The following is a 20294-nucleotide window of genomic DNA, read 5'->3' as shown; positions in this document are numbered from 1 at the left end:
AATCTATTGGGTCAATTTATTAAACATTTTTATCACAATATATAGCGTTATAAAGCCTATAATTCCGTATAAAAACAAAAAAACGTAGTCCACGTTTCGCAATAGTTCTCTGAGCGTAGGAGCTACCGACGAAACTTCTGAATTGGACACCATTACGCCAAACAGATAGAAAATTACACCTGCCAAAAAACCGACCATTGCAACCCCATATTTTTTATTCCTTTTTCTCATAATATGAAAATGTATCTGTGTTATCAGCCAATCATTAAAAACAACAAATAAACAATATTTAAGAAGAACATAATACTCAACGATTTATTTGAAGAAATTCCGCCAGAATTATCAACCAAATAACCACCGCCAAAGATAAAGCCAATAAATAATGATAGCAATGCAAAAAAATATTTCTCTCTAAAAAAAAGAAAAATATCCCAATAATAGGCAAGATTTTTTTCAGACTGATTAAGCCCGAAAAAAGGAATACTTTCCTTGGCGTTGAACGGTGTATTTTTTTCTACAAAGAAATATTGTGTCTCGTTATTTTCGTATTTTTTATATTCTGCCGCTTTTGCCCAATTGGTAACGAAGCCATTATATTTTCTTTCAAATTTTATTTTTTGATTTTGTTTTTCAACGAAAAAATAAACCCTTCTTTTACTGGCGTGTTTATCAATTGTTATTTTATTTGTTTTCAATTTTTCAGCAACTACCATTTCTCTGACAGGCTGTAAATTGGAATCTGTTTTCTTTACAACAGATATAAAAAAATGGTAACCAATAAGGGAAAAACGAACATTATGAAATGGTAAAATCTGTTTTTCATTTTTATAAATCTTTGTTTGCTATAATGACTATTTTGATGTTATTTTCATTTTCTTTTTTCAAAAAACATAACTACATTTCAATAAAAACATAGCTATGTTTTGAGTGAAACCACATTAGGTTTTAGATAAAACTACGCGTGGTTTTTTATTTCTTTTCAATGTATTTGCGATAATCTTTCTTGATAGAGTCTCTCATTCTTCCTTCGTAAAGCCCCTACCATTGATGCTGTTGTGGGAGGATTTATTATTTTCTAATTCTTGACCATACTCAACAATATTATTTTTATTTTCTACATTCTTAATAAATAAATCTAGCCATCTATAAGCTTCCTGCTCCGTATCTTCATTAAGAGGTAAATTTGCATCATAAGCAACCAAATCAAAGGCTGCCCCTTTTGGTAATAATCTATTATTTATAAGAATTTTTATTTTAATCCATATTTCATTAGAAATATTTCCTTTTTCCAAAGTTACAATTACTCTCTTAACAGCTTCATTATATTTATAATATTTGAAGTTTTCAGCCAAAATTGCTTTTAATAATTCTATTTCTTTTTCCATAGTGATTAATTTTAAGGATAGATGGATATGCACTATCAAGTAAATAACCGCCACTACTATCCAATGCTTGTACATTCCATTATGCACCAAAATACAATCTTCGGCAACATAATAATTTTCATTGTCGGCGATGTCAAAGTTATAAACTTTTTGGTAATGAGGGTAAAACCGCTATGTTTATAAAAAAACATAACTACATTTCAATAAAAACATAGCTATGTTTTGAGTGAAACCACATTAGGTTTTGAGCAAAACCACATTAGGTCTTAGATAAAACCACGCGTGGTTTTTTATTTCTTTTTTATGTATTTATAACACAGATTCTCTTTCAATATCAAAAATATCAATATTCTTTTGCTCAAATAAATCTTCCAAAGCATCTTTTCCATATTGAGTTAAATACTCTAACTCATTATTAGAAATGGGAATTGCTAATAAAAAATTAGTATTAACTTCATTTATAGAAAATTCCTCCAATTTATCTTCCCACAAGAAAGGGGAAGTAAAGTAAATATGCTTCATTTCTATATTTGGATAATACATTTCTATTAAAGTTTGGAAAACAGCTCCTTCTACTGATTTCCATTTATCTTTCAAAATAAAAAAAGCAATAGAGCTTAATACATTAGAAAAATCTTTAAACTGAACATAAGAAGCTGCTAATATTTCTGTATGATTATTCTCAGAAGCTAATTCAGACAACCCTAATGTACTATAAAAAAGTACTTTTTCATCGACAGGGTCAGGACAAGAGAGTATCCTTATAGAAAAATCCCCTGTTTCGTCACCATAAAGCTCTACTTTTGGCTGTGTCCCAAGTATTGGGGACAATTTTTTAAATAAATTAATTTGATATTGACTTGGTTTCATTGTTCTAAAAAAATAATTTACTCATTAAAAAATCACTCCCCAATTGCAATTCCCATATCTGCCATATTATTTTTTAAAATCGTGCTGATATAATTTCCTTTTTTTCTGGAAATACAAGCGGTAGCAAATGTTGAAGGAGCAACATATTTTTCTACTTTATATTTTTTATCTGTTAAAACAGGCAACATATAGTAAGCGTTTTTTTTATTTTCGGTATCCATAACCCATTTTCCGCCGATATGTTTTCTAAATGTTTCTCCGATATATATCGTTAATAAATCTAATAGTTTTGCATTTTCTATCAACAGCGTATTATTCTCAAAGTTGGTAAATATCCATTGTTCCAAATCATCCAAAGATTGGATACTATAATCCAATGTAAGATGATGTTGTTGGGCAAAATTTTGGGTAAAATCATCCATTTTATCATCAATATAAAAAATCCAATCTTGGAAATTATCTTGTGTGTAGCTCATAATATTTCTTTTTTTACATATTGGGTCAATTTGTTTTTCGGTTGGGAAATCAGACCAATCTATCACATTAGATTTGATATTGACTTGGCTTCATTGTTCTAAAAAAATATTTACTCATTAAAAAATCACTCCCCAACTTCAATTCCCATATCTGCCATATTATTTTTTAAAATCGTGCTGATATAATTTCCTTTTTTTCTGGAAATACAAGCGGTAGCATAAGTTCTAGGAGATTTATAAATAACTCCCTTGAAGTTTTCACTCCATAATACAGGAAACATATAGTAAGCGTTTTTTTTATTTTCGGTATCCATAACCCATTTTCCACCGATATGCTTTCTAAATGTTTCTCCGATATATATCGTTAATAAATCTAATAGTTTTGCATTTTCTATTAACAGCGTATTATTCTCAAAGTTGGTAAATATCCATTGTTCTAAATCATCCAAAGATTGGATACTATAATCCAATATAAGATGATGTTGTTGGGCGAAATTTTGGGTAAAATCGTCCATTTTATCATCAATATAAAAAATCCAATCTTGGAAATTATCTTGTGTGTAGCTCATAACATTTCCTTTTTACATATTAGGTTAAGCTATTTTTCGGTTGGGAAATTTTCTAAATCAATAACATCAGGATTGATATGATTTTTAATAACAGATTTTAAAAAACCTTGTTCTTTTTTGATTATAAATGCTTTGATATATCTTATAGGAACAAACTCCGTTTCTTCTTCATTGTAATGTGCAATTACATATAAGCCATAGTTCATTGTGTTATCTTCATTCATACTTACTTCCCAAATTCCTTTTTGGGCAATACGCCTAAAAGTCTCTCCCAAATATATCCAACAATATGTCCTGATGTTTATATGCTCATCTTGGTTGGTTATGTCTTTATTAAGAATAAACTTCTCTAAAGTAGAAAGGCTTTCAAGAGTATAATCCAAATCATATCCCTCTTGACTTAATTCATCTATAAACTTTTCAAGAATATCATCTATTTCAAAAATAAATTGTTGTAATTTTTCTTGCTCTATTTTTTTATTTAATCTTTGTTTCATCTTTATAACGGACTGACTATTCTATATTTAGATAATAAACTGTGAAGTATTCGGTTAAGCTATTTTTCGGTTGGGAAATTAGACCAATCTATCAATTCAGGATTTATTTGGTTTTCAATAGCTCCCAATAATAGTCTTTCTTTTTTGCGTAAAATAAATGCTTTTATCAGATGAAAAGGAGACAACAATATCCCTTCCGTTGAGTGTCCTTCTATCGCAGGAAAACCATAATAAAGCGAATTATTTTCTTTGTCTAAGTTGCATTTCCATTGTGCATTTTGAAAATTTCGTCTAATAACTTCTCCTAAATATGCCGACAAATCGTTGTAATCATCGTTTTCGATAGTAATATCGTTATTTACGATATATTTTTCTATCAAATCTACACTTTTGATACTCAAATCAAAGTCTAAACCTTGCGATTTTGCTTTATTCTGAATACTTTCCAAATAATCATCTATGTTGAAAATAAAGTTTTCAAACTTATTTTCTAATTCTTTCACTTTGAATTTTTCCATTTTTATAGCTAATTTATTTTTGAACCGATGTTGTCAGCGATGTCAAAGTTATAAACTTTTTCTTGATGATATTATGCAAAAAAATCACTCATTAAAGAACGAATTTAGAAAATCCGTAAAAGATTCGGAAACTAAAATATAATTTTTATCCTCTAAAAATTCGGCTTCAATGATATAAATCTTACCATAATCTGAATCATCTAATGAAATTAAGAAGATATTATCGCCATTATCATTTGCAAAAGGAATTTTATTATTAAAATCCACACCACTTTCTCGAAAGTCGTCTATTAGTTTTTCTATGGGAAGTGCTCCATATTTAATGGAATCAAAACCATTTATCGTAAAAATATTTCTCAGCCCTTTTACATACTCAAAAGAAGGATAGCCTCCGTTGAATTTTAGATAGTGTTCTTTAAAATCTTGCGGAAGTTTTAGCCCGATTTTTCTTTCAAAATCATCCATATCCGCCAAGGTAAGCTTTTGTTCTGTTTGTGAAAATTCCATAATGTTTTTATTTTAATTTACCCTTGCCAATGCACCATATCGTATGGGGAGTATGAGTTGTCTTTAAAAATACTGTCATTCATACCAATTTCCCGCAACCACATCGTCCATTTGTTTATAATACCTTTGTTTTAAATCTTCCCGATAATTAGCCAATTTAGACTTAAATTCCGCTAATCTTTTTTGTATTTCTTCTATCGGATAATTTAAAAGTTTCATCAAAATTAAAGCCCTTATAAAAACATTTTCATCATTAGCATATCTTGCCCCTGTAGCTATCTGCTCTAATAAAAAATTCAGCATATTCTCAGGTTGGGTAATAAAGGGAATAAAATCTTTTACATATTTAGTATAAGAATCTATTAGCGCCTGACTAAAAGCTGGAATATCTTCCTCTGTTCTTATACGCCATTTAGGGTTATAGTTGAACCAGTATTCTATGTCTAAGAAATAAGATAATTCAAAAACGAAGGTATGTCCTAAAATCCCAAATCCATCTATTTTACCGAATATTTTTTCTACTTCTGTAAGCTGTACAAAAAGTACAATATCATACATATATTCAGGGTGATATTCACAATGTACAAAACCATAAGAAATATGATAGTCTTTTGTTTTCTTTACATAACCAATACTCTTTTTTACATACTTAAAACCTTCTTGTTTAAAAAACGCTTCGGTTTGCTCTTTAATAATAGCATCTATTTCTCTTGCTCTCAGATTCTTCCGCACTTTGTTCTTAACAACCTTTTTCCCCTCTAAATAATCCTTTACCTGTTGTATTTTTTGCAGGTCATTGGTCATTAAAACAAAACACCCTCTGTCTTCTTGAGCAACTTTAACGCCTATCAGTTCGGATAAAATCTGCTCAAAATTGTCACTTTCCTCTTCCGAAAAATAATTTTCCTCTTCATCCATAGGAAATTCTTCAAACAACAAAAAACTCGTACCATTATCAAACACATTGATAACGGGGGTGTTATCCTCAGGATAATTGTTTACCTCTACTTCTTTTATAATATTCATCATTGTATTTTTTAAACTTTTTACTAATTTCCTGCGACTACATCATCATTTGTTTGTAACTGATTCCGATAAGCCCCAACAATACCATTATTTGTCGTCCTCCGTTTTTTGCCGTACTTGGCAACGGAAATAAAGCTCTCCCGCCTTAGCTACTTTTAGCATATCTTGGCTATTTTCCGCATCAATTTCTTCTGTCTGTTGATAAAATTCATTCGTTTTGAAGGTAAGATGCCCCAACAATTCCTCTCCGAGGGTAAAAGTAGGCTTTTTTGCCAAAATGAGTTTTTGCTGTTGCATTTCAAGAGTGATATTGTCCGTTAGTGTATCGGAAAGAGTTTGTTTATAAGTGTTTCGCTCGTGCGTATCTTCCCAATAAAGGGTTTGGAAATCGTTCTTACTCAGATTGATATTAAACTGAAAACCTCCGAAAACCCAAATTCCCATTCGTATTTTGATGGTATCGTTATCCAACACGCACGTACAATCGGTGGTGAAAGGCTCCTCTTCCGCGCTTAAAAAGGGATATTCCTTGCCTTTTGCCAAAGTTTTGATAAAGTATCGGCTGCGGTTATCTTTGTATCGCAGAGCGGTAATTTTATGTTTTTCAATCATTTTTTGAACAAACTCTTGGGGTGCTTCCGCTATAAAGGCTTTGCCGTCAAGCATCATTTGTAGTTCTTCTTTTTGGTGCTTGTCTTTCAAAGAATCCAAACGGATTTCGTTTTTAGTCAGCGTTTCAAATCGTTCCAATTGAGGAATTTTTCCGATGTGGTACGTAGTTGGCGTTTGTCCGTTACTACAAGAATACATCGCCAAAGCGACAAATAATTTCAGTAAATGCTGAATTTTTAGTTTTTTGTTCATCATTTTTCTATGTTAAAAAGTTGATATTATTTTAATGCTTCCGCTTGATTACCTCAACCGATACGTATCTATTGATTAACGGGAGCGTACCTATTTACTAAAAGGTACGCTCCCGTTTAACAATGTAACCGCTTCCGTTGAAGGTTTCCAAAAAGGCGTTATTCATAATAGGTAATGACTCTTTCGGTGATGCCCGTTCGTTTATCGTTAATGTATTCATATCGAAGCATCCAATTACCTTGATTATCATACTCATACGAAAATGTTTTGGTATATGCTCCGTCTATTTCCTGTATCAAATCGCCATTGGGGTTGTATTGCATCGTTTTTGTTTTTACAACAGCATCGTTTTCAAGTATCGTTTCCTTTAAAACCCTTCCGTGCGAATCGTTGGTGTAAAGAATATCCAAAATTCCGAGCGGACTTACTTCCTGAATTTTAGAAAGATAGCCATTTTCATCATATTCCAAATTATGCTCTCCTACTGATATTTTTTTTCGGGAAAGCGTTTGTTTTATGACATTTCCCTTCTCATTAAGAATAATTTTACTTTCGGTAACGGTATTTTCTGTCTTTAAAACAGCTCCCACAAGTAGTCCGTTTTCATAAAAATATTGAATATTTGCCCAACGACTGCTCACCGCAATCGGCTGATGGTTTGGGTTATACTTCCAAACCACGGGAATAGAATCGTGTGGGGGATAGTGTTCAGTGAGGTTTCCGTGTGGGTTATAGTTAAACAATTCAAAAAATCGTTTTTCCTGCTTCATAAATTCTTTTCCCTGCGGAGAAAGCGAACCTTCGTTATAAAAATAAGTTTCGATTGATTTTATTTTTCCTTTGAGGTTTTCGGATTGTAGGTCGTTTTGCCAATCTAATTTTGAGAGTATCAGTCCGTTTTTCTGTTCGGAGAGCGGTCTGTATTGCTGTGCCAAGAGCATTCCATTTAGGAAAATTAGTGCGAGTGTGATTATTTTTTTCATTGTGAGGTGTTTTATTGTATAGCTAACTCTATATAATTTGTCTTTTTTTCTGTTCTTTTGTCTTGAAACAAAAGAACCAAAAATTCAAGACTTTGGATACTTCGCTAAAAATCAGATGAATTTCACTGAAAATCTCCAAACTCGCTTCGCTCAAACAATGGATATTTTCCACGCTCCATTCATTGTTTTTTTTAACGCTTCGTCTCCAAGGTCATAAACTCACTCTTGAAAAGAACGACAATTTAAAGAGGATTAGCTATATGTTTCATAATTGAGTTATTTTAATGCTCTTCCATATGATCATACGTTTTTTGCGTATCATTTTATTCTATTTTTTTCAAAACAAACTCCCCTTTCGGACTGATTTCATAGGTAAATGTTATCACATTTTCGTAAAATTCTTTTCTTACAACAATCGAATTTTTGTTTAAAACGGACTCTGTAAATACGGCACTTTCGGCAATTTCATCATAAGCAATCAAAAGATAATCAATAATTTGATTGTTTTTATCCAAATTAAAAAGTATCGTTGAAAATTGATGTTCTCCCTGTTGAAAAGCCACCACTACGGAAGTAAAATCGTCCGAGAAAGGTACGCTATAAACGCGTTTAAAATTTTCCGCATCAGGGAACAATCCTGAAAGTAATAATCGGGCTTGACGGCTGCTTAATGCAGGTAACAAATCGTAATTATCGGCGTTGGCTTGTTCCTTTTTAGGAAAAGAAATTGTTGGAAAATCAGACCACGTTACATCAGAAACGGTAGGTTTTAGAATGATTTTATAATGGATAAATTCCATTGTCCCCTGCTCATCATAATTGGGATGTGCAAGATACAAGGTAGTGTCATCTGCCCAAAAAGCACTGAGATTACAAAGCATTTTTGTCGTAATTTTTTCAAAAATATGGTCTAAGTTGATGGTTTTTTGCCACTGACCATTTTTGTACTGCTGAATAAAATAAAACACGCATTCTTGCCCTCCGTAGAAGCCATTGAGTCGAACTTTATTATTAGGCGAAGCTACCACAAAATCAGGGTTGCCGACCTCCTCAGTTTGTTTGCCATTGGAGAGATTAAAACTTACATCAGAGCTATGCCCTCCCTCGAAAAGTACGATGTCTTCGGTAGGAAAATAAGCGGCAAAACCAATTTCGTTCAACAAATCATAAATGGTGTCGAGTTTGAGTCCGTTACGAAAACGGATTTCCTGCGGAAAGAGCATCCGTTCCTCATATTTTCGGAATATTATGATGTCTTTTAAGAGTTTTTCCGCTTCAGCAAAGTTTGTAATTTTAGGGATTGAATCGCTTTTTGGAGCTTTGGATTGAGCGGTATGAAATTCCTTTTCGCTTATTTGATGAATTTCAAGGGGTAAGTCTTCATTAAAAAATGATTTGATATACGTTACCTCTGTTATTGAATCATTGTTAGATGCTTCATTGTTATACATTTCATTGTTTGAAACGCCCTCTTTGTTTTCTTGTTTTTTCTTTGAAGAAAAATCACAAGAACAAAGGAATAATAGCAATAGAAATAATATATTTTTCATAGATTCAGGTGTTTAACAGTCGTGTGATTCGTAATGGAGTCGCTCGTAATGGTCTTCCATACGCTCATAACTTTTTTCAGATTGTGGTAGGGCTTTGAGCTTTACTTGGAGTTGTTTTTTTCCGTCAGGGGCTATCCAAAGTCCTTCCAAGGTTTCGCCTTTGCGATGGAGCAACAAAATGCCTGTATTTCCGAATTCTACGAAAGTAAATCTTTCTTCTTTGTGGTCCATAAAAGGCTCTAACAAAATGCGTTCGTTGGATTTTTCGTATTTGTAATAGGCTTCGGCATAGGTGTTTGGACATCCGGTTTCTTTAATGGCGAGGTAAAGCCCTACTTTCAAGTCCGTTCCGATAGTGCCTTCGTAATACGTTTGCGAAATAATGGTTTGTGAAAACCCTTGTAAGGAAAAGAAAAGCATTCCCAAGAAAAATAATTTTTTCATTTTTAATACATTTTTAGATAAATTGCAAAAATAATATTTCCTACCAAATAGCTATATATTTTTTATAAATTCGCGACATACAAAATACAAAAGTTGAATGTATTTTAGGAAAAATTCATATTGAAAAAGATAAAAAATAATGGAAATGAAAAAAATACTTGTATTAACATTAAGCTTTTTATTGATAATGAGTTGCAAATCTCAACAAAAAGAAAATCCTAAGGGGTTAGGTGAAAAAAATAAAATATTTTATTTGGACAGACTTTCATTTAACGAGAATAAAGAGGTTTTACTATCAAATGTGGAATATGTGATTGGTAATGTAGATGATAAAGTAATTTTATACAACATTAATACTCCCGAAAATATCTTACTTAATATAGGCAGTACAAATATTATTTTCGACTATATGCAATTTTGGGTTAATAAAAGAACAAATAAATTTATTTTCCTCGAATTAGAAGCCGAAACCGATGAAAATAAAATCGAGGAAATCATAAAAAGTTTAAACCAATCATTTAAAATGGTTGATTTAACCAACAAAGAGCGGTTAGAAGAGGATATTTCTGATGAGAATACTTTTATGTATCATAAAAACTACTTGTACAAATCAAATGATGTTTATGTACATTTAGAAACAATTGAGTTCAAAGATAAAAAAGAAAAGGACAGAATTCGGTTGAATTTTTATTCTTATCCGTATGATAATCTTTTAATTGAATTAAATCAGATAGATGAAATTTACATAAACGATGATAAATAAACTTTGGCAATTGGTTTTTACCATTAGTTAAAGAAACAAAGAAATAATGCTAATAATCAGCCCATTTACGAACTTTCTATCGGCGCCAAAGGTTGTTATTTTCAAATTCAGATTATTTTCCTCCGCCAATAAGAGCAAAAAATAGAAAAGTGATAGGAATAATTTTGTTCCTATCACTTAAAATTTTAAAAAGTAGTCTTCCATTTATTTAAATAGCCACTTGTAAAGGTCGTTACCGTTGGCAAAAAGCAGCAATGCAATCAGAATGAAAAAGCCTACCATTTGGGCGTATTCTAAAACTTTGTCACTGGGTTTTCTGCCAGTAACCATTTCATAGAGTAGAAATATCACGTGTCCGCCATCTAAAGCAGGAATTGGTAAAATATTCATAAAAGCTAACATTATGGAAATTAAAGCAGTGGTATGCCAAAACGCTTTCCAATCCCATACAGGGGGAAACATATTGCCTATGGCTGCAAAACCACCCACTTCAGTAGCTCCTTTTTTGGTGAATACGAATTTGAATTGGGCTACATAATCGCGGAGGGTCCAATATCCGTATGAAATTCCAGTGGATAGCGCTGAAAGGAAATCGTATGTTTTGGTAACGGTGCTTATCTTCCCTTCTTGTTGCGAGAATACAAAGCCCATTCTTTGTTTTTTATCCAATGAGATGTTAAAAACTTGGTGTTGTCCGTCGCGCTCTATATTGATAGTTACGTTTCCGTTTTCGGCAGTAGTAGCTATAGCGGGAGAAATATCACAATGGTAGTGAATGATTCTTCCGTTTATATCAATGATTTTGTCTCCTTTTTTGAGTCCTGCTTTTGATGCGGGTGAATCGGCTAAAACACTGTCAATTATTGGTTTGATTTTTGCATTGAAAGGCGTCATTTCGCCTCGTAAAAAGAGGGTCTTGCCGATAGAATCGGGTAAGGAAATTTCTTTTGTACTGCCGTCCAAGCGCTTTACTGTTAGGCTACTTACGTTACGCATCATAATATGCCGATTTACATCAAGCAAGTTCTCTAGAGGTTTTCCGTTGATTTGGGTTACGATATCGCCATTTTGTACCCCAAAGTCACGCATAGTTTTGGTAACGGCAAATCCGCCTTCGATGGTGTTTTCTTTCACCTGATGTTCGCCCCAAGTGAATAAAATCATTGCATAGATAAAAAAACCTAAAAGTAAGTTTACGGTAACTCCGCCAATCATAATAATGAGGCGTTGCCAAGCAGGTTTGCTGCGAAACTCCCAAGGCTGAGGCGGTTGAGCCATTTGCTCTTTATCCATACTCTCGTCAATCATTCCTGAAATTTTAACGTATCCGCCCAAGGGCAACCACCCAATACCATAAACGGTTTCGCCTATTTTCTTTTTGAATAGTGCAAATTTTACGTCAAAAAATAAGAAGAATTTCTCTACTCGGGTTTTGAAAATTTTGGCAGGGATAAAATGCCCCAATTCGTGCAGTACTACCAATATAGATAAGCTCAAAATCAGTTGAGCCGCCTTAATGAAGAATGTTTCCATTATACTATTTTAAAATTTGGGCAAATATAATAAAACTATTTCTTTATCGGCGGGTTTGTTAAATGTCGTATATTTGCGATGATTCTAAAAAAGGGATAGATAATAAAAAGCTATGAAAGATTTACAAAATAAGGTAGAAGCCGCTTGGGAAAATAGAGCGCTTTTGCAAGAAGAAAGCACTCAAGAAGCGATCAGAGCAGTAATTGAACAGTTAGATGCAGGGCTACTTCGGGTAGCTCAACCCACCGCTAGCGGATGGCAAGTAAACCAATGGGTAAAGAAAGCAGTAGTGCTTTATTTTCCTATTCAGAAGATGGAAACTTTAGAGGCAGGTATTTTTGAATATCACGATAAAATTCCATTAAAAAAAGGATTTGAGAGTAAGGGGATTCGCGTAGTGCCTAATGCTGTAGCCCGATACGGAGCCTACATTTCAAAAGGGGTTATTTTAATGCCCAGTTATGTGAACATTGGTGCTTATGTTGATGAAGGCACAATGGTGGATACTTGGGCAACGGTGGGGAGTTGCGCACAAATTGGTAAAAATGTACACCTAAGTGGAGGTGTTGGTATCGGCGGGGTATTAGAGCCCCTACAGGCGGCTCCTGTAGTGATTGAGGACGGAGCCTTCATCGGTTCGCGTTGTATTGTGGTAGAGGGAGTTCGGGTAGAAAAAGAAGCTGTTTTGGGAGCAAACGTAGTGCTTACTGCTTCGACCAAAATTATTGATGTTACTGGACAAAATCCTGTAGAAATCAAAGGGTATGTACCTGCTCGTTCGGTGGTTATTCCTGGTAGTTACACCAAGTCTTTTCCTGCTGGTGAGTATCAAGTGCCTTGCGCTTTGATTATAGGCAAACGTAAAGAATCAACCGATAAAAAGACCTCGCTTAACGATGCGTTACGTGAATACGGAGTGTCAGTATAGGCAATGTTTGATAATTTAGTTGATAGTTGTTAAGTGTTTTTTTATTTGGATTACTTTTTAATTGAAAAGCAGTGTAAACGGAAGTTTACACTGCTTTTTTTGAATTTAATTCTCAAAATTTATTTCGTATCAAATAGCTTGTCAATACGAGCAACGATGTCTTTCAGGTGGTTTTGGGTCATAGCATCTGCAGAAGAAGCTGAGCGAGCCATTGTTCGAATTTGTGAAAGTTCGGCACGAACAGCCGCTTTAATGTCCGAGGTGTGAGCATTAGCACTCGTTCCTTTAAAATACGGACTTGGTGGAGCAGGAGGCAATGCTTTGGTTTCGAGCAATATTTTTCCTAAAATTTCCACGTGTGAACGTTGTAAGTTTCTGCGGTAAGCATCAATTTTTGCTCCTGTTGTAAGTTCTGTCCATACGCCTTTTCGGATGTCACTAATCAATTCGGTAATTTTGTATGCTTTCTCTCCATTAAGAGCTTCATTTTCAATTACTCTGTGCAATCGTGCGATGTCTAGCAAATGTGATAAACCAATAGCTTGTGTATTTTTAATACGTTCCAATGTTCCTGCATATTCAATACGTTTGATGATGGCATTATCAATGAGCCAAGATGGTGTTTTAAATACCTCTTTATTAAGGAATTGAACGGCTCTTTTTTGAATGTCTTTTGGAACATAAACATACACTTCGCCCGATTGGTCAGCGGTTTTGTAATGTTCGTAAACACCTCCAACGTTAGCCGAAACGTGTCCGATATAAAGACGATATTGCCCTAAAACCTGACCGTAAAGGCTTTTTAAATCCTCATACGTTTCTCCTTCTTTGGTTGTCCATTTTATCAAATTTGGCACGATACGTTTAAGGTTAGTAATTCCGTAGGCACTTGCTTTCATCGCATCGTTTCCTAAATCTTCCGATTGTGAACTTGGGTCAACAATGTGTCCTGCTTGTTGATGTCCAAAGCGATAGAGAGGGTCACCCGCGTGTTTTAAAATCCACTGATTCAGTGTTTCTTTCTCTTCTTCTGCAGATTTATCCAAAATAGGGCGATATCCCCAAGCGATGGCATATTTGTCATAAATCCCGATTTCAGGCATCAAAGCCACACCTTTATCCTCAGGTTGAGCGATGTAGTTAAATCGGGCATAATCCATAATGGAAGGAGCAGTTCCGTGTTTTTTGGTGAAAGAAGCCGAACGTAATGAATCTACAGGATAAGCGTGGCTACTTCCCATATTATGAGGCAATCCGAGAGTGTGACCCACTTCGTGTGAAGACACAAATCGAATCAAACGTCCCATAATTTCGGTTTTAAATTCCGGCTTTTGAGCATCAGGATTGATGGCTGCCGTTTGTACAAAAAACCAATTGCGAAGCAAGGTCATAACATTGTGATACCAATTGATATTGGCATTTAGAATTTCACCTGTGCGTGGGTCGCTAATGTGTGGGCCATTAGCATTTGGTATGGGAGATGCTAAGTAACGCACCACCGAGTATCGCATATCGTCAGGGTCCCAATCAGGGTCTTCTTCTTTTGTTGGCGGGTCTTTCGCGATGATGGCATTTTTGAATCCCGCAGCTTCAAAGGCTTTTTGCCAATCTTCGATACCTTGTTTTATGTACGGAGCCCACTCTTTGGGTGTAGCTCGGTCGATGTAATAAACGATAGGTTTTTTAGGCTCAACAAGTTCGCCACGTTTGAATTTTTCGATGTCTTCTTCTTTTACTTCTAATCGCCATCTATCAAGATAAGTTACTGATTTTGTTCTTTGTACAGGAAGTCCGTAATCGGTTTGACTGGTTGTAAACCAACCTACACGCTCATCGAAATACCTGCGTTTCATAGGATTTTCAGGAAGTAAAATCATTGAATTGTTGATTTCCACAGTGATAATTCCCGCAATGCGACTGGTATAAGCAGGTGGCTCAGAAGCGTTGTACGTTTTTATACTACGCACTTCAATATTTTTTGGGAATGTTTTTATTCGTTCAATAAAACTTCGCTTAGTGTCTATTCCGCCAATTTTGTATTGTTTTCGGTAATGCTCTGATAGTCCGAAAGGTTTGGTATCTCTTTCAAAAAGCTCATTGACTTCAATCACAGATGAAATGCTGTCTTTTCCTCGTGTTTTAATATCGAAACTGGCTAAAATAGGTTCGACGTTCGAGTTGATAACTGCCTCATAAATAGGCAAACTATCATTGGCAATGATGCTATGTGAAACCATTCTCACTAATATTTTTTTATCTTTCTTTTCCCATCGAATTACTTGATTGTTAGCCTCTTCTCCTCCAAAACCGATGCCTGTTGCCGTTTTGGAAATACGAGTAACCATCAGCATTTCTTTCCCTAAAAGCGAATCGGGAATCTGATAAAAATACTTGTCGTTCACCTTATGAATGGTAAACAATCCTTGTGTAGTTTTTGCCGTTTTTGGGATAACAGCATCAAATCCCTTAGGTTTGGCGGCTTCGGCTTTTTTCTTTGCCTCAGCCTCGATTTGGGCTTTTTTCTTCTTGCTTTTGAAAAGCTGTGCATTTGCCTTAGGAGCACCTAAAAGCAAACCAAGCATCAAAAAAGGTATTGAAAACTTCAATTTCATAAAAAATAATTTAAGATGATAAAATTTTACATTTTCTTGTAACAAAACTGATTTTTATACGTCTCTATAATGAAATGCTTTTTGAATAATAGTCCACGGAAAGGTTGCTTTGATTTTAAGCAACCTTTTTTATTGGAAAATTCCTTTTTCCACTTGTGTTATGAAATATTCTTTTTGCTCTCCAGTTTTCATATTTTTTAGAATGAAACTTTCCTTTTCGCATTCCGATTCACCAATCAAAACCACAAAAGGAATATTTCGTTTGTCGGCATATGCCATTTGTTTTTTCATTTTTGCCGATTCAGGATACAATTCCACTTTTTTACCAAAAGAACGCAATTTTTGAATCAGTTTTAGACTTTGTAAGGCTTCTTTTTCTCCAAAATTGATAAACAAAACGTCCAAAGTATCTCCAATTTCTTGCGGAAACAGGTTTAATTCCTCCATAACCAAACAAATTCGGTCTAACCCAAAGGAAATTCCCACACCGCTGATGCCTTTAAGTCCGAAAATACTGGTGAGGTCATCATACCGTCCGCCCCCACCTATCGAACCCATTGCAACTCCCTCAGGGGCAGCTACTTCAAAAATAGCTCCTGTATAGTAATTAAGCCCTCGAGCAAGGGTTACGTCCAAATCCAAAATAGCAGTTTGTAGCGACAAATGTGTTATGGCTTTTTCGATGAATTCCAACTCTTCAATGCCTTTTTTGCCTGTTTCAGAGTCTTTTAAAATTTCTTTCAGAAGATTTATTTTTTCAGAAAAAGTACCTCGAAGACCAAAAATTGGACTTATTTTTTCAATTGCTTGATTGGAAATCCCTTTGGAAAGCATTTCATTGATAACGCCTTCTTGCCCAATTTTGTCCAATTTATCCAAAGCCACTGTAAAATCAATCAGCTTTTCGCTTTCGCCAATAACCTCCGCAAAACCACTCAATATTTTTCGGTTGTTGATTTTTATGGTTACTCCTTTCAAATTCAATGAAGTAAAAACCGCATCATACAATTGTACAAATTCTACTTCTTGCCAAAGGCTATTGCTTCCCACCACATCGGCATCGCATTGGTAAAACTCACGAAAACGTCCTTTTTGCGGACGATCGGCTCGCCAAACAGGCTGAATTTGAAAACGTTTGAACGGAAATGTAATATCATTCTGATGCTGAACCACATACCGAGCAAAAGGCACAGTAAGGTCATAACGCAACGCTTTTTCACAGATTTGTGGAGTGAGTTTACTTACGTTTTTTGTTTCCCAATCGGTTGAATTTACCTTCTCGGCAAAATTTCCAGAATTCAGTATTTTGAAAATCAGTCGGTCACCTTCTTCTCCGTATTTCCCCATTAGGGTTTCATAATTCTCAAAACTCGGAGTTTCAATAGGTTGAAATCCAAATTTGATAAATTCGGTTCGTATTTTATCTGTAATATAATTGCGTTTTGCCAATTCTGCTGGGGAAAAATCCCTCGTTCCTTTAGGCAAACTGGGTTTTTGTACTGCCATTAAAAAATCTTTTTATTAGGAGTAAATTACTGCGTTTGGCAAAGATACATCATTTTAGAAATCAAAAAGTATATCCTATGTAAATTTCATTTTCTTAGATAGTAATATATTAGATATCAATAGATTAAACCTTTCCTTTGTTTGCTAATTGTCCACAGGCGGCATCAATATCTTTTCCTCTGGAGCGGCGCACCGTAACGGTAATACCTGCCTGTTCAAGTAACTCCTGGTATAGTGTAATAGCTTCTGAATCTGCACTTAAAAAATCGCCTTCATCTATGGGATTGTATTCAATCAAATTCACTTTGGAAGGCGCAAATCGGCAAAATTTAATAAGCGCCTCAATATCTTTACGCTTGTCGTTAATACCTTTCCAAACTACATATTCATACGTGATTCGGCTTTTGGTTTTGGAGTACCAATATTCCAAAGCTTTACGAAGTTCCGTAAGCGGAAAATTTTCATTAAAAGGCATAATAGAGGTGCGAACCTCGTCGATAGCAGAATGCAAAGAAACCGCTAATTTGAATTTCACGGCATCGTCAGCCATTTTACGAATCATTTTAGGTATTCCAGAGGTGGAAACCGTGATGCGTTTGGGCGATAGGGCAAGTCCCTCGTCGGAAGTTATTTTTTCAATGGCTTTCAGTACATTATTGTAATTCATTAGCGGTTCACCCATTCCCATAAAAACGATGTTGGAGAGGGGTCTGCCAAAGTAAGTACGGCTTTGTGTATCAATAACTTTCACTTGGTCGTAAATCTCATCGGGTTGCAAATTGCGCATACGCTTAAGACGTGCCGTGGCACAGAATTTACAATCCAAACTACAGCCCACTTGACTGGAAACACAAGCCGTAGTTCGCGTTGGGGTGGGAATAAGTACTGATTCCACCAAAAGCCCATCGTGCAAACGAACTGCATTTTTGATAGTTCCGTCTGTACTGCGTTGCATTACATCTACTTTTATGTGATTGATCACGAAGTTTGCAGTAAGCATTTCACGCGTACTTTTGGGCAAATTGGTCATTTGCTCAAAGGTGTGTACCCCTTTTGTCCAAAGCCATTCATATACCTGATTACCTCGAAAAGCCTTATCTCCAGCGTTTTCAAAAAAATCACGTAACTCTTCCTTACTTAAAGCCCGTATATCTTTTTTCTGTTGTAACATAGGGCAAAAGTATGAAATTTATGGATTGGTATTGCCTTTTGTGAAAAAACTTAGTTTTGGGGCGATTTTTCGATTTTACTTTATGTAAAGGTTACAAATAAGGCATAATGATTTTCTTCCACAGCAAATATCCTTCCGCCATTAGATGAAGCCCATCGTTGGTGTATTCAGGATTTAGTTTTTCAGTATTCGGTAGGATAAAGTGTGAATATAAATCCACATAAGTAACTTTGTATTTCTGACAAATTCGCTGAATTTCGGCATTAAGTTCACGTATTTTTTCAGGCTGCTGATGGTTTTCAAACATCTTAAAATCAGCATTTACAGGCAAAACGCTTTGCAAATATATTTTCGTTTTTGGAGAAACTTGCTGGATTTTCATCACAATTTTTTCAATGTTTTGTGAAGTAGTTGCTGTTGGAATTTTTCGGGCAATATCATTGACACCAATCAGCAGAAATATTTTTTTGGGTTTTCCGTTCACGATATTATCCAATCTTTCATAAACTCCTTGTGAAATATCGCCACTAATTCCCCTGTTTTTTATGTTTTTCTTCCCGAAAAGTTCCGCCCATTCGCATCCGTTAGTGATGCTATTACCCAAGAAGACAATATCTTTCGATGTGATAGGAAATTTGTTGAAAAAATCGGCACGTTGGTAATAAAAATGTGAATGCTTTTGCTCTTGTGAAAAAGCAGTAAATGAAAGCATTACAGCTAATAATATGGTTATTTTTTTCATTGTTATTTAGTTTGATAGATTTGTTATTCAGTTTATTTACAAAAAATATGTTATGAAGTTGGAACGTTCAAAATCGTCCTCAATATGGTACAACCCAATTAGAGTTTTACTTCCTTCAGGAATCTTATTTTTTATACCTTTATCGTAAGAACTCCATTGAAGATTTTTCAAAATGTGTATGATTTCTTTATCAATTTTTCGTCCGAAGCCACTGATTTTCTTTATTGATTTTATTTTAACATCGTGAGTAAAAGCAATTTCAAAAATAGCAAATCTTTTTTTGAATTTTACTCCATCAAATTTTTTTAATGCTTCGTGTAGTCCAATTTCAGAATACTCTATTTTGCTTGTAAAATCAATTTTTTTGGATTTTAAGAAACGTAAAACTTCTATTTTTCTATTCTTGGAGTTTTCTACTCGATTTATATAAGACTGAAATTCTGTGTTATTAGTATCAAAATCTGTAAATTTTTCCGATAAATTGATGATTTCACAACAAGCATCAATAGTATATTTACCATTTTTATCTTCATAGGCAAAGATGATAGCCTCTGTGCTTTCAGAAATATACATCTCACACGATGTTCTAACGCCCCAAACGTAAATTTCTGTCAATGGTTTTCCTTTAAAAAGCTCAAGTGTTTCAATTTCTGACTTATAATATTCAGATTGAGGCAAATGATTTTTCACGATTTTCACTCGTGCTACAAAATCAGCTTTTATATATCTTTCCATAAAAGGCGGATATTCGCAACTACAAGCATATACACTTGATAATGTGAATAAAAAAGCAAAAAACAACAATTTTCTCATTATTATTTAGTTTTAAAACAATCTCATTTTTTCCTCTTCTTTGCTTCGCATTTGTTTACTTTCAGCATCGGATTTGTCTTTGTAACCGCATAAATGTAGCACGCCGTGAGCCATCACTCGTAATAGTTCTGTTTGGAAATCAACATTGAAATCTTGGGCGTTATCGGCAACACGTTCCACCGAAATAAAAATATCCCCCGAAATGGTTTGCTCTTGCGTATAATCAAAAGTAATAATATCGGTAAGTGTGTCGTGGTCAAGATATTGCACGTTGATTTGGTGCAAATAATTATCATCACAAAAGATGTAATTTAATTCGCCCAATTCCTTTTGTTCGGAAGCGATAATCTTTTCAATCCACGCTTGAAAAACAGTTTCTTGCTCAGGAAGCTCAAATTCAATTTCGTAATTAAATGTTATCATTATTAGCTATGCTTTTGAGCAAAGTTACACCTTTTTATTTACTTATTCAGATGTTTTGAAAGGTTTTTAGCCGTGTTTTTTAATTTTTTATTACCTTTCAACCTTAATTTTATC

23 protein-coding genes are annotated in these 20294 nt (G+C 34.4%); 2 read left to right on the top strand and 21 right to left on the bottom strand.

Annotated elements, in window-relative coordinates; translation table 11 throughout:
- Nucleotides 1-3 precede the first annotated feature (3 nt).
- From CGC47_RS06455 to CGC47_RS06385, 14 genes are all read right to left on the bottom strand, one after another.
- The gene (locus tag CGC47_RS06455) at nt 4-231 is read right to left on the bottom strand and encodes a hypothetical protein (RefSeq protein WP_042001368.1); all 228 of its coding nucleotides are present in this window, start codon (nt 229-231) and stop codon (nt 4-6) included.
- A gap of 23 nt (nt 232-254) precedes the next feature.
- A complete protein-coding gene (locus CGC47_RS06450; RefSeq protein WP_147269754.1) occupies nt 255-695 on the bottom strand; it encodes a hypothetical protein in 441 nt (146 codons plus the stop codon).
- Between the two features lie 321 nt (nt 696-1016).
- On the bottom strand, nt 1017-1385 hold the full coding sequence (locus tag CGC47_RS10790; RefSeq protein ID WP_123874155.1) for a hypothetical protein: 369 nt from the start codon (nt 1383-1385) through the stop codon (nt 1017-1019).
- A 309-nt stretch (nt 1386-1694) separates the two neighbouring features.
- The gene (locus CGC47_RS06440; protein WP_095900139.1) at nt 1695-2255 is read right to left on the bottom strand and encodes a suppressor of fused domain protein; all 561 of its coding nucleotides are present in this window, start codon (nt 2253-2255) and stop codon (nt 1695-1697) included.
- 32 nt (nt 2256-2287) lie between these two features.
- Complete coding sequence (locus CGC47_RS06435) at nt 2288-2731, bottom strand: hypothetical protein (protein WP_041913968.1); 444 nt, start codon at nt 2729-2731, stop codon at nt 2288-2290.
- A 125-nt stretch (nt 2732-2856) separates the two neighbouring features.
- The gene (locus CGC47_RS06430; RefSeq protein ID WP_042002355.1) at nt 2857-3300 is read right to left on the bottom strand and encodes a hypothetical protein; all 444 of its coding nucleotides are present in this window, start codon (nt 3298-3300) and stop codon (nt 2857-2859) included.
- A 29-nt stretch (nt 3301-3329) separates the two neighbouring features.
- On the bottom strand, nt 3330-3797 hold the full coding sequence (locus CGC47_RS06425; RefSeq protein ID WP_042002353.1) for a hypothetical protein: 468 nt from the start codon (nt 3795-3797) through the stop codon (nt 3330-3332).
- Between the two features lie 59 nt (nt 3798-3856).
- Nucleotides 3857-4315: a hypothetical protein gene (locus CGC47_RS06420; protein WP_042002351.1), complete on the bottom strand. Its 459-nt coding sequence runs from the start codon at nt 4313-4315 to the stop codon at nt 3857-3859.
- Between the two features lie 84 nt (nt 4316-4399).
- On the bottom strand, nt 4400-4822 hold the full coding sequence (locus tag CGC47_RS06415) for an SMI1/KNR4 family protein (protein ID WP_042002349.1): 423 nt from the start codon (nt 4820-4822) through the stop codon (nt 4400-4402).
- Between the two features lie 75 nt (nt 4823-4897).
- On the bottom strand, nt 4898-5851 hold the full coding sequence (locus tag CGC47_RS06410) for a hypothetical protein (RefSeq protein ID WP_042002347.1): 954 nt from the start codon (nt 5849-5851) through the stop codon (nt 4898-4900).
- An 84-nt stretch (nt 5852-5935) separates the two neighbouring features.
- Nucleotides 5936-6715 (bottom strand): hypothetical protein, encoded by a 780-nt coding sequence (locus CGC47_RS06405; RefSeq protein ID WP_232779649.1) that lies wholly within the window; start codon nt 6713-6715, stop codon nt 5936-5938.
- A gap of 155 nt (nt 6716-6870) precedes the next feature.
- A complete protein-coding gene (locus CGC47_RS06400; RefSeq protein WP_095900136.1) occupies nt 6871-7695 on the bottom strand; it encodes an RHS repeat protein in 825 nt (274 codons plus the stop codon).
- A gap of 323 nt (nt 7696-8018) precedes the next feature.
- The gene (locus tag CGC47_RS06390) at nt 8019-9245 is read right to left on the bottom strand and encodes a hypothetical protein (RefSeq protein ID WP_042002345.1); all 1227 of its coding nucleotides are present in this window, start codon (nt 9243-9245) and stop codon (nt 8019-8021) included.
- A gap of 12 nt (nt 9246-9257) precedes the next feature.
- Nucleotides 9258-9689 carry a hypothetical protein gene (locus tag CGC47_RS06385; RefSeq protein WP_042002343.1) on the bottom strand — a complete coding sequence of 144 codons (432 nt, stop codon included), beginning with the start codon at nt 9687-9689 and terminating at the stop codon, nt 9258-9260.
- A 139-nt stretch (nt 9690-9828) separates the two neighbouring features.
- On the opposite strand from CGC47_RS06385, the gene CGC47_RS06380 reads away from it, so the two are divergent.
- Nucleotides 9829-10452 (top strand): hypothetical protein, encoded by a 624-nt coding sequence (locus tag CGC47_RS06380; protein WP_095900135.1) that lies wholly within the window; start codon nt 9829-9831, stop codon nt 10450-10452.
- 204 nt (nt 10453-10656) lie between these two features.
- Here the strand turns inward: CGC47_RS06380 and rseP are convergent, their stop codons facing one another.
- Nucleotides 10657-11985, bottom strand: a complete 1329-nt coding sequence (gene rseP / locus CGC47_RS06375; RefSeq protein WP_095900134.1) for an RIP metalloprotease RseP — start codon at nt 11983-11985, stop codon at nt 10657-10659.
- Nucleotides 11986-12097: 112 nt separating this feature from the next.
- Here rseP and CGC47_RS06370 point away from each other — a divergent pair, with 112 nt between their 5' ends.
- Nucleotides 12098-12913, top strand: a complete 816-nt coding sequence (locus CGC47_RS06370) for a 2,3,4,5-tetrahydropyridine-2,6-dicarboxylate N-succinyltransferase (protein WP_013998351.1) — start codon at nt 12098-12100, stop codon at nt 12911-12913.
- 119 nt (nt 12914-13032) lie between these two features.
- On the opposite strand, the gene CGC47_RS06365 is transcribed toward CGC47_RS06370, so the two are convergent.
- The 6 genes from CGC47_RS06365 to ybeY all read right to left on the bottom strand — a co-directional run bounded on the left by CGC47_RS06365 (nt 13033) and on the right by ybeY (nt 20180).
- Entirely contained in the window at nt 13033-15525 is a 2493-nt protein-coding gene (locus CGC47_RS06365; RefSeq protein WP_042002339.1) for a zinc-dependent metalloprotease, read from the bottom strand.
- Between the two features lie 129 nt (nt 15526-15654).
- The gene (gene hisS / locus CGC47_RS06360; protein ID WP_095900133.1) at nt 15655-17031 is read right to left on the bottom strand and encodes a histidine--tRNA ligase; all 1377 of its coding nucleotides are present in this window, start codon (nt 17029-17031) and stop codon (nt 15655-15657) included.
- Between the two features lie 124 nt (nt 17032-17155).
- Nucleotides 17156-18202: a 23S rRNA (adenine(2503)-C(2))-methyltransferase RlmN gene (gene rlmN, locus CGC47_RS06355; RefSeq protein WP_042002337.1), complete on the bottom strand. Its 1047-nt coding sequence runs from the start codon at nt 18200-18202 to the stop codon at nt 17156-17158.
- 91 nt (nt 18203-18293) lie between these two features.
- Nucleotides 18294-18944, bottom strand: a complete 651-nt coding sequence (locus CGC47_RS06350; protein ID WP_042002335.1) for a GDSL-type esterase/lipase family protein — start codon at nt 18942-18944, stop codon at nt 18294-18296.
- A 36-nt stretch (nt 18945-18980) separates the two neighbouring features.
- The gene (locus CGC47_RS06345) at nt 18981-19757 is read right to left on the bottom strand and encodes a hypothetical protein (protein WP_042002333.1); all 777 of its coding nucleotides are present in this window, start codon (nt 19755-19757) and stop codon (nt 18981-18983) included.
- Nucleotides 19758-19769: 12 nt separating this feature from the next.
- On the bottom strand, nt 19770-20180 hold the full coding sequence (gene ybeY, locus CGC47_RS06340) for an rRNA maturation RNase YbeY (RefSeq protein WP_042002330.1): 411 nt from the start codon (nt 20178-20180) through the stop codon (nt 19770-19772).
- Nucleotides 20181-20294: the final 114 nt, after the last annotated feature.

This window comes from Capnocytophaga canimorsus, from assembly GCF_002302565.1.
Lineage (GTDB): Bacteria > Bacteroidota > Bacteroidia > Flavobacteriales > Flavobacteriaceae > Capnocytophaga > Capnocytophaga canimorsus.
This window is presented reverse-complemented; position numbering and strand designations above follow the sequence as displayed.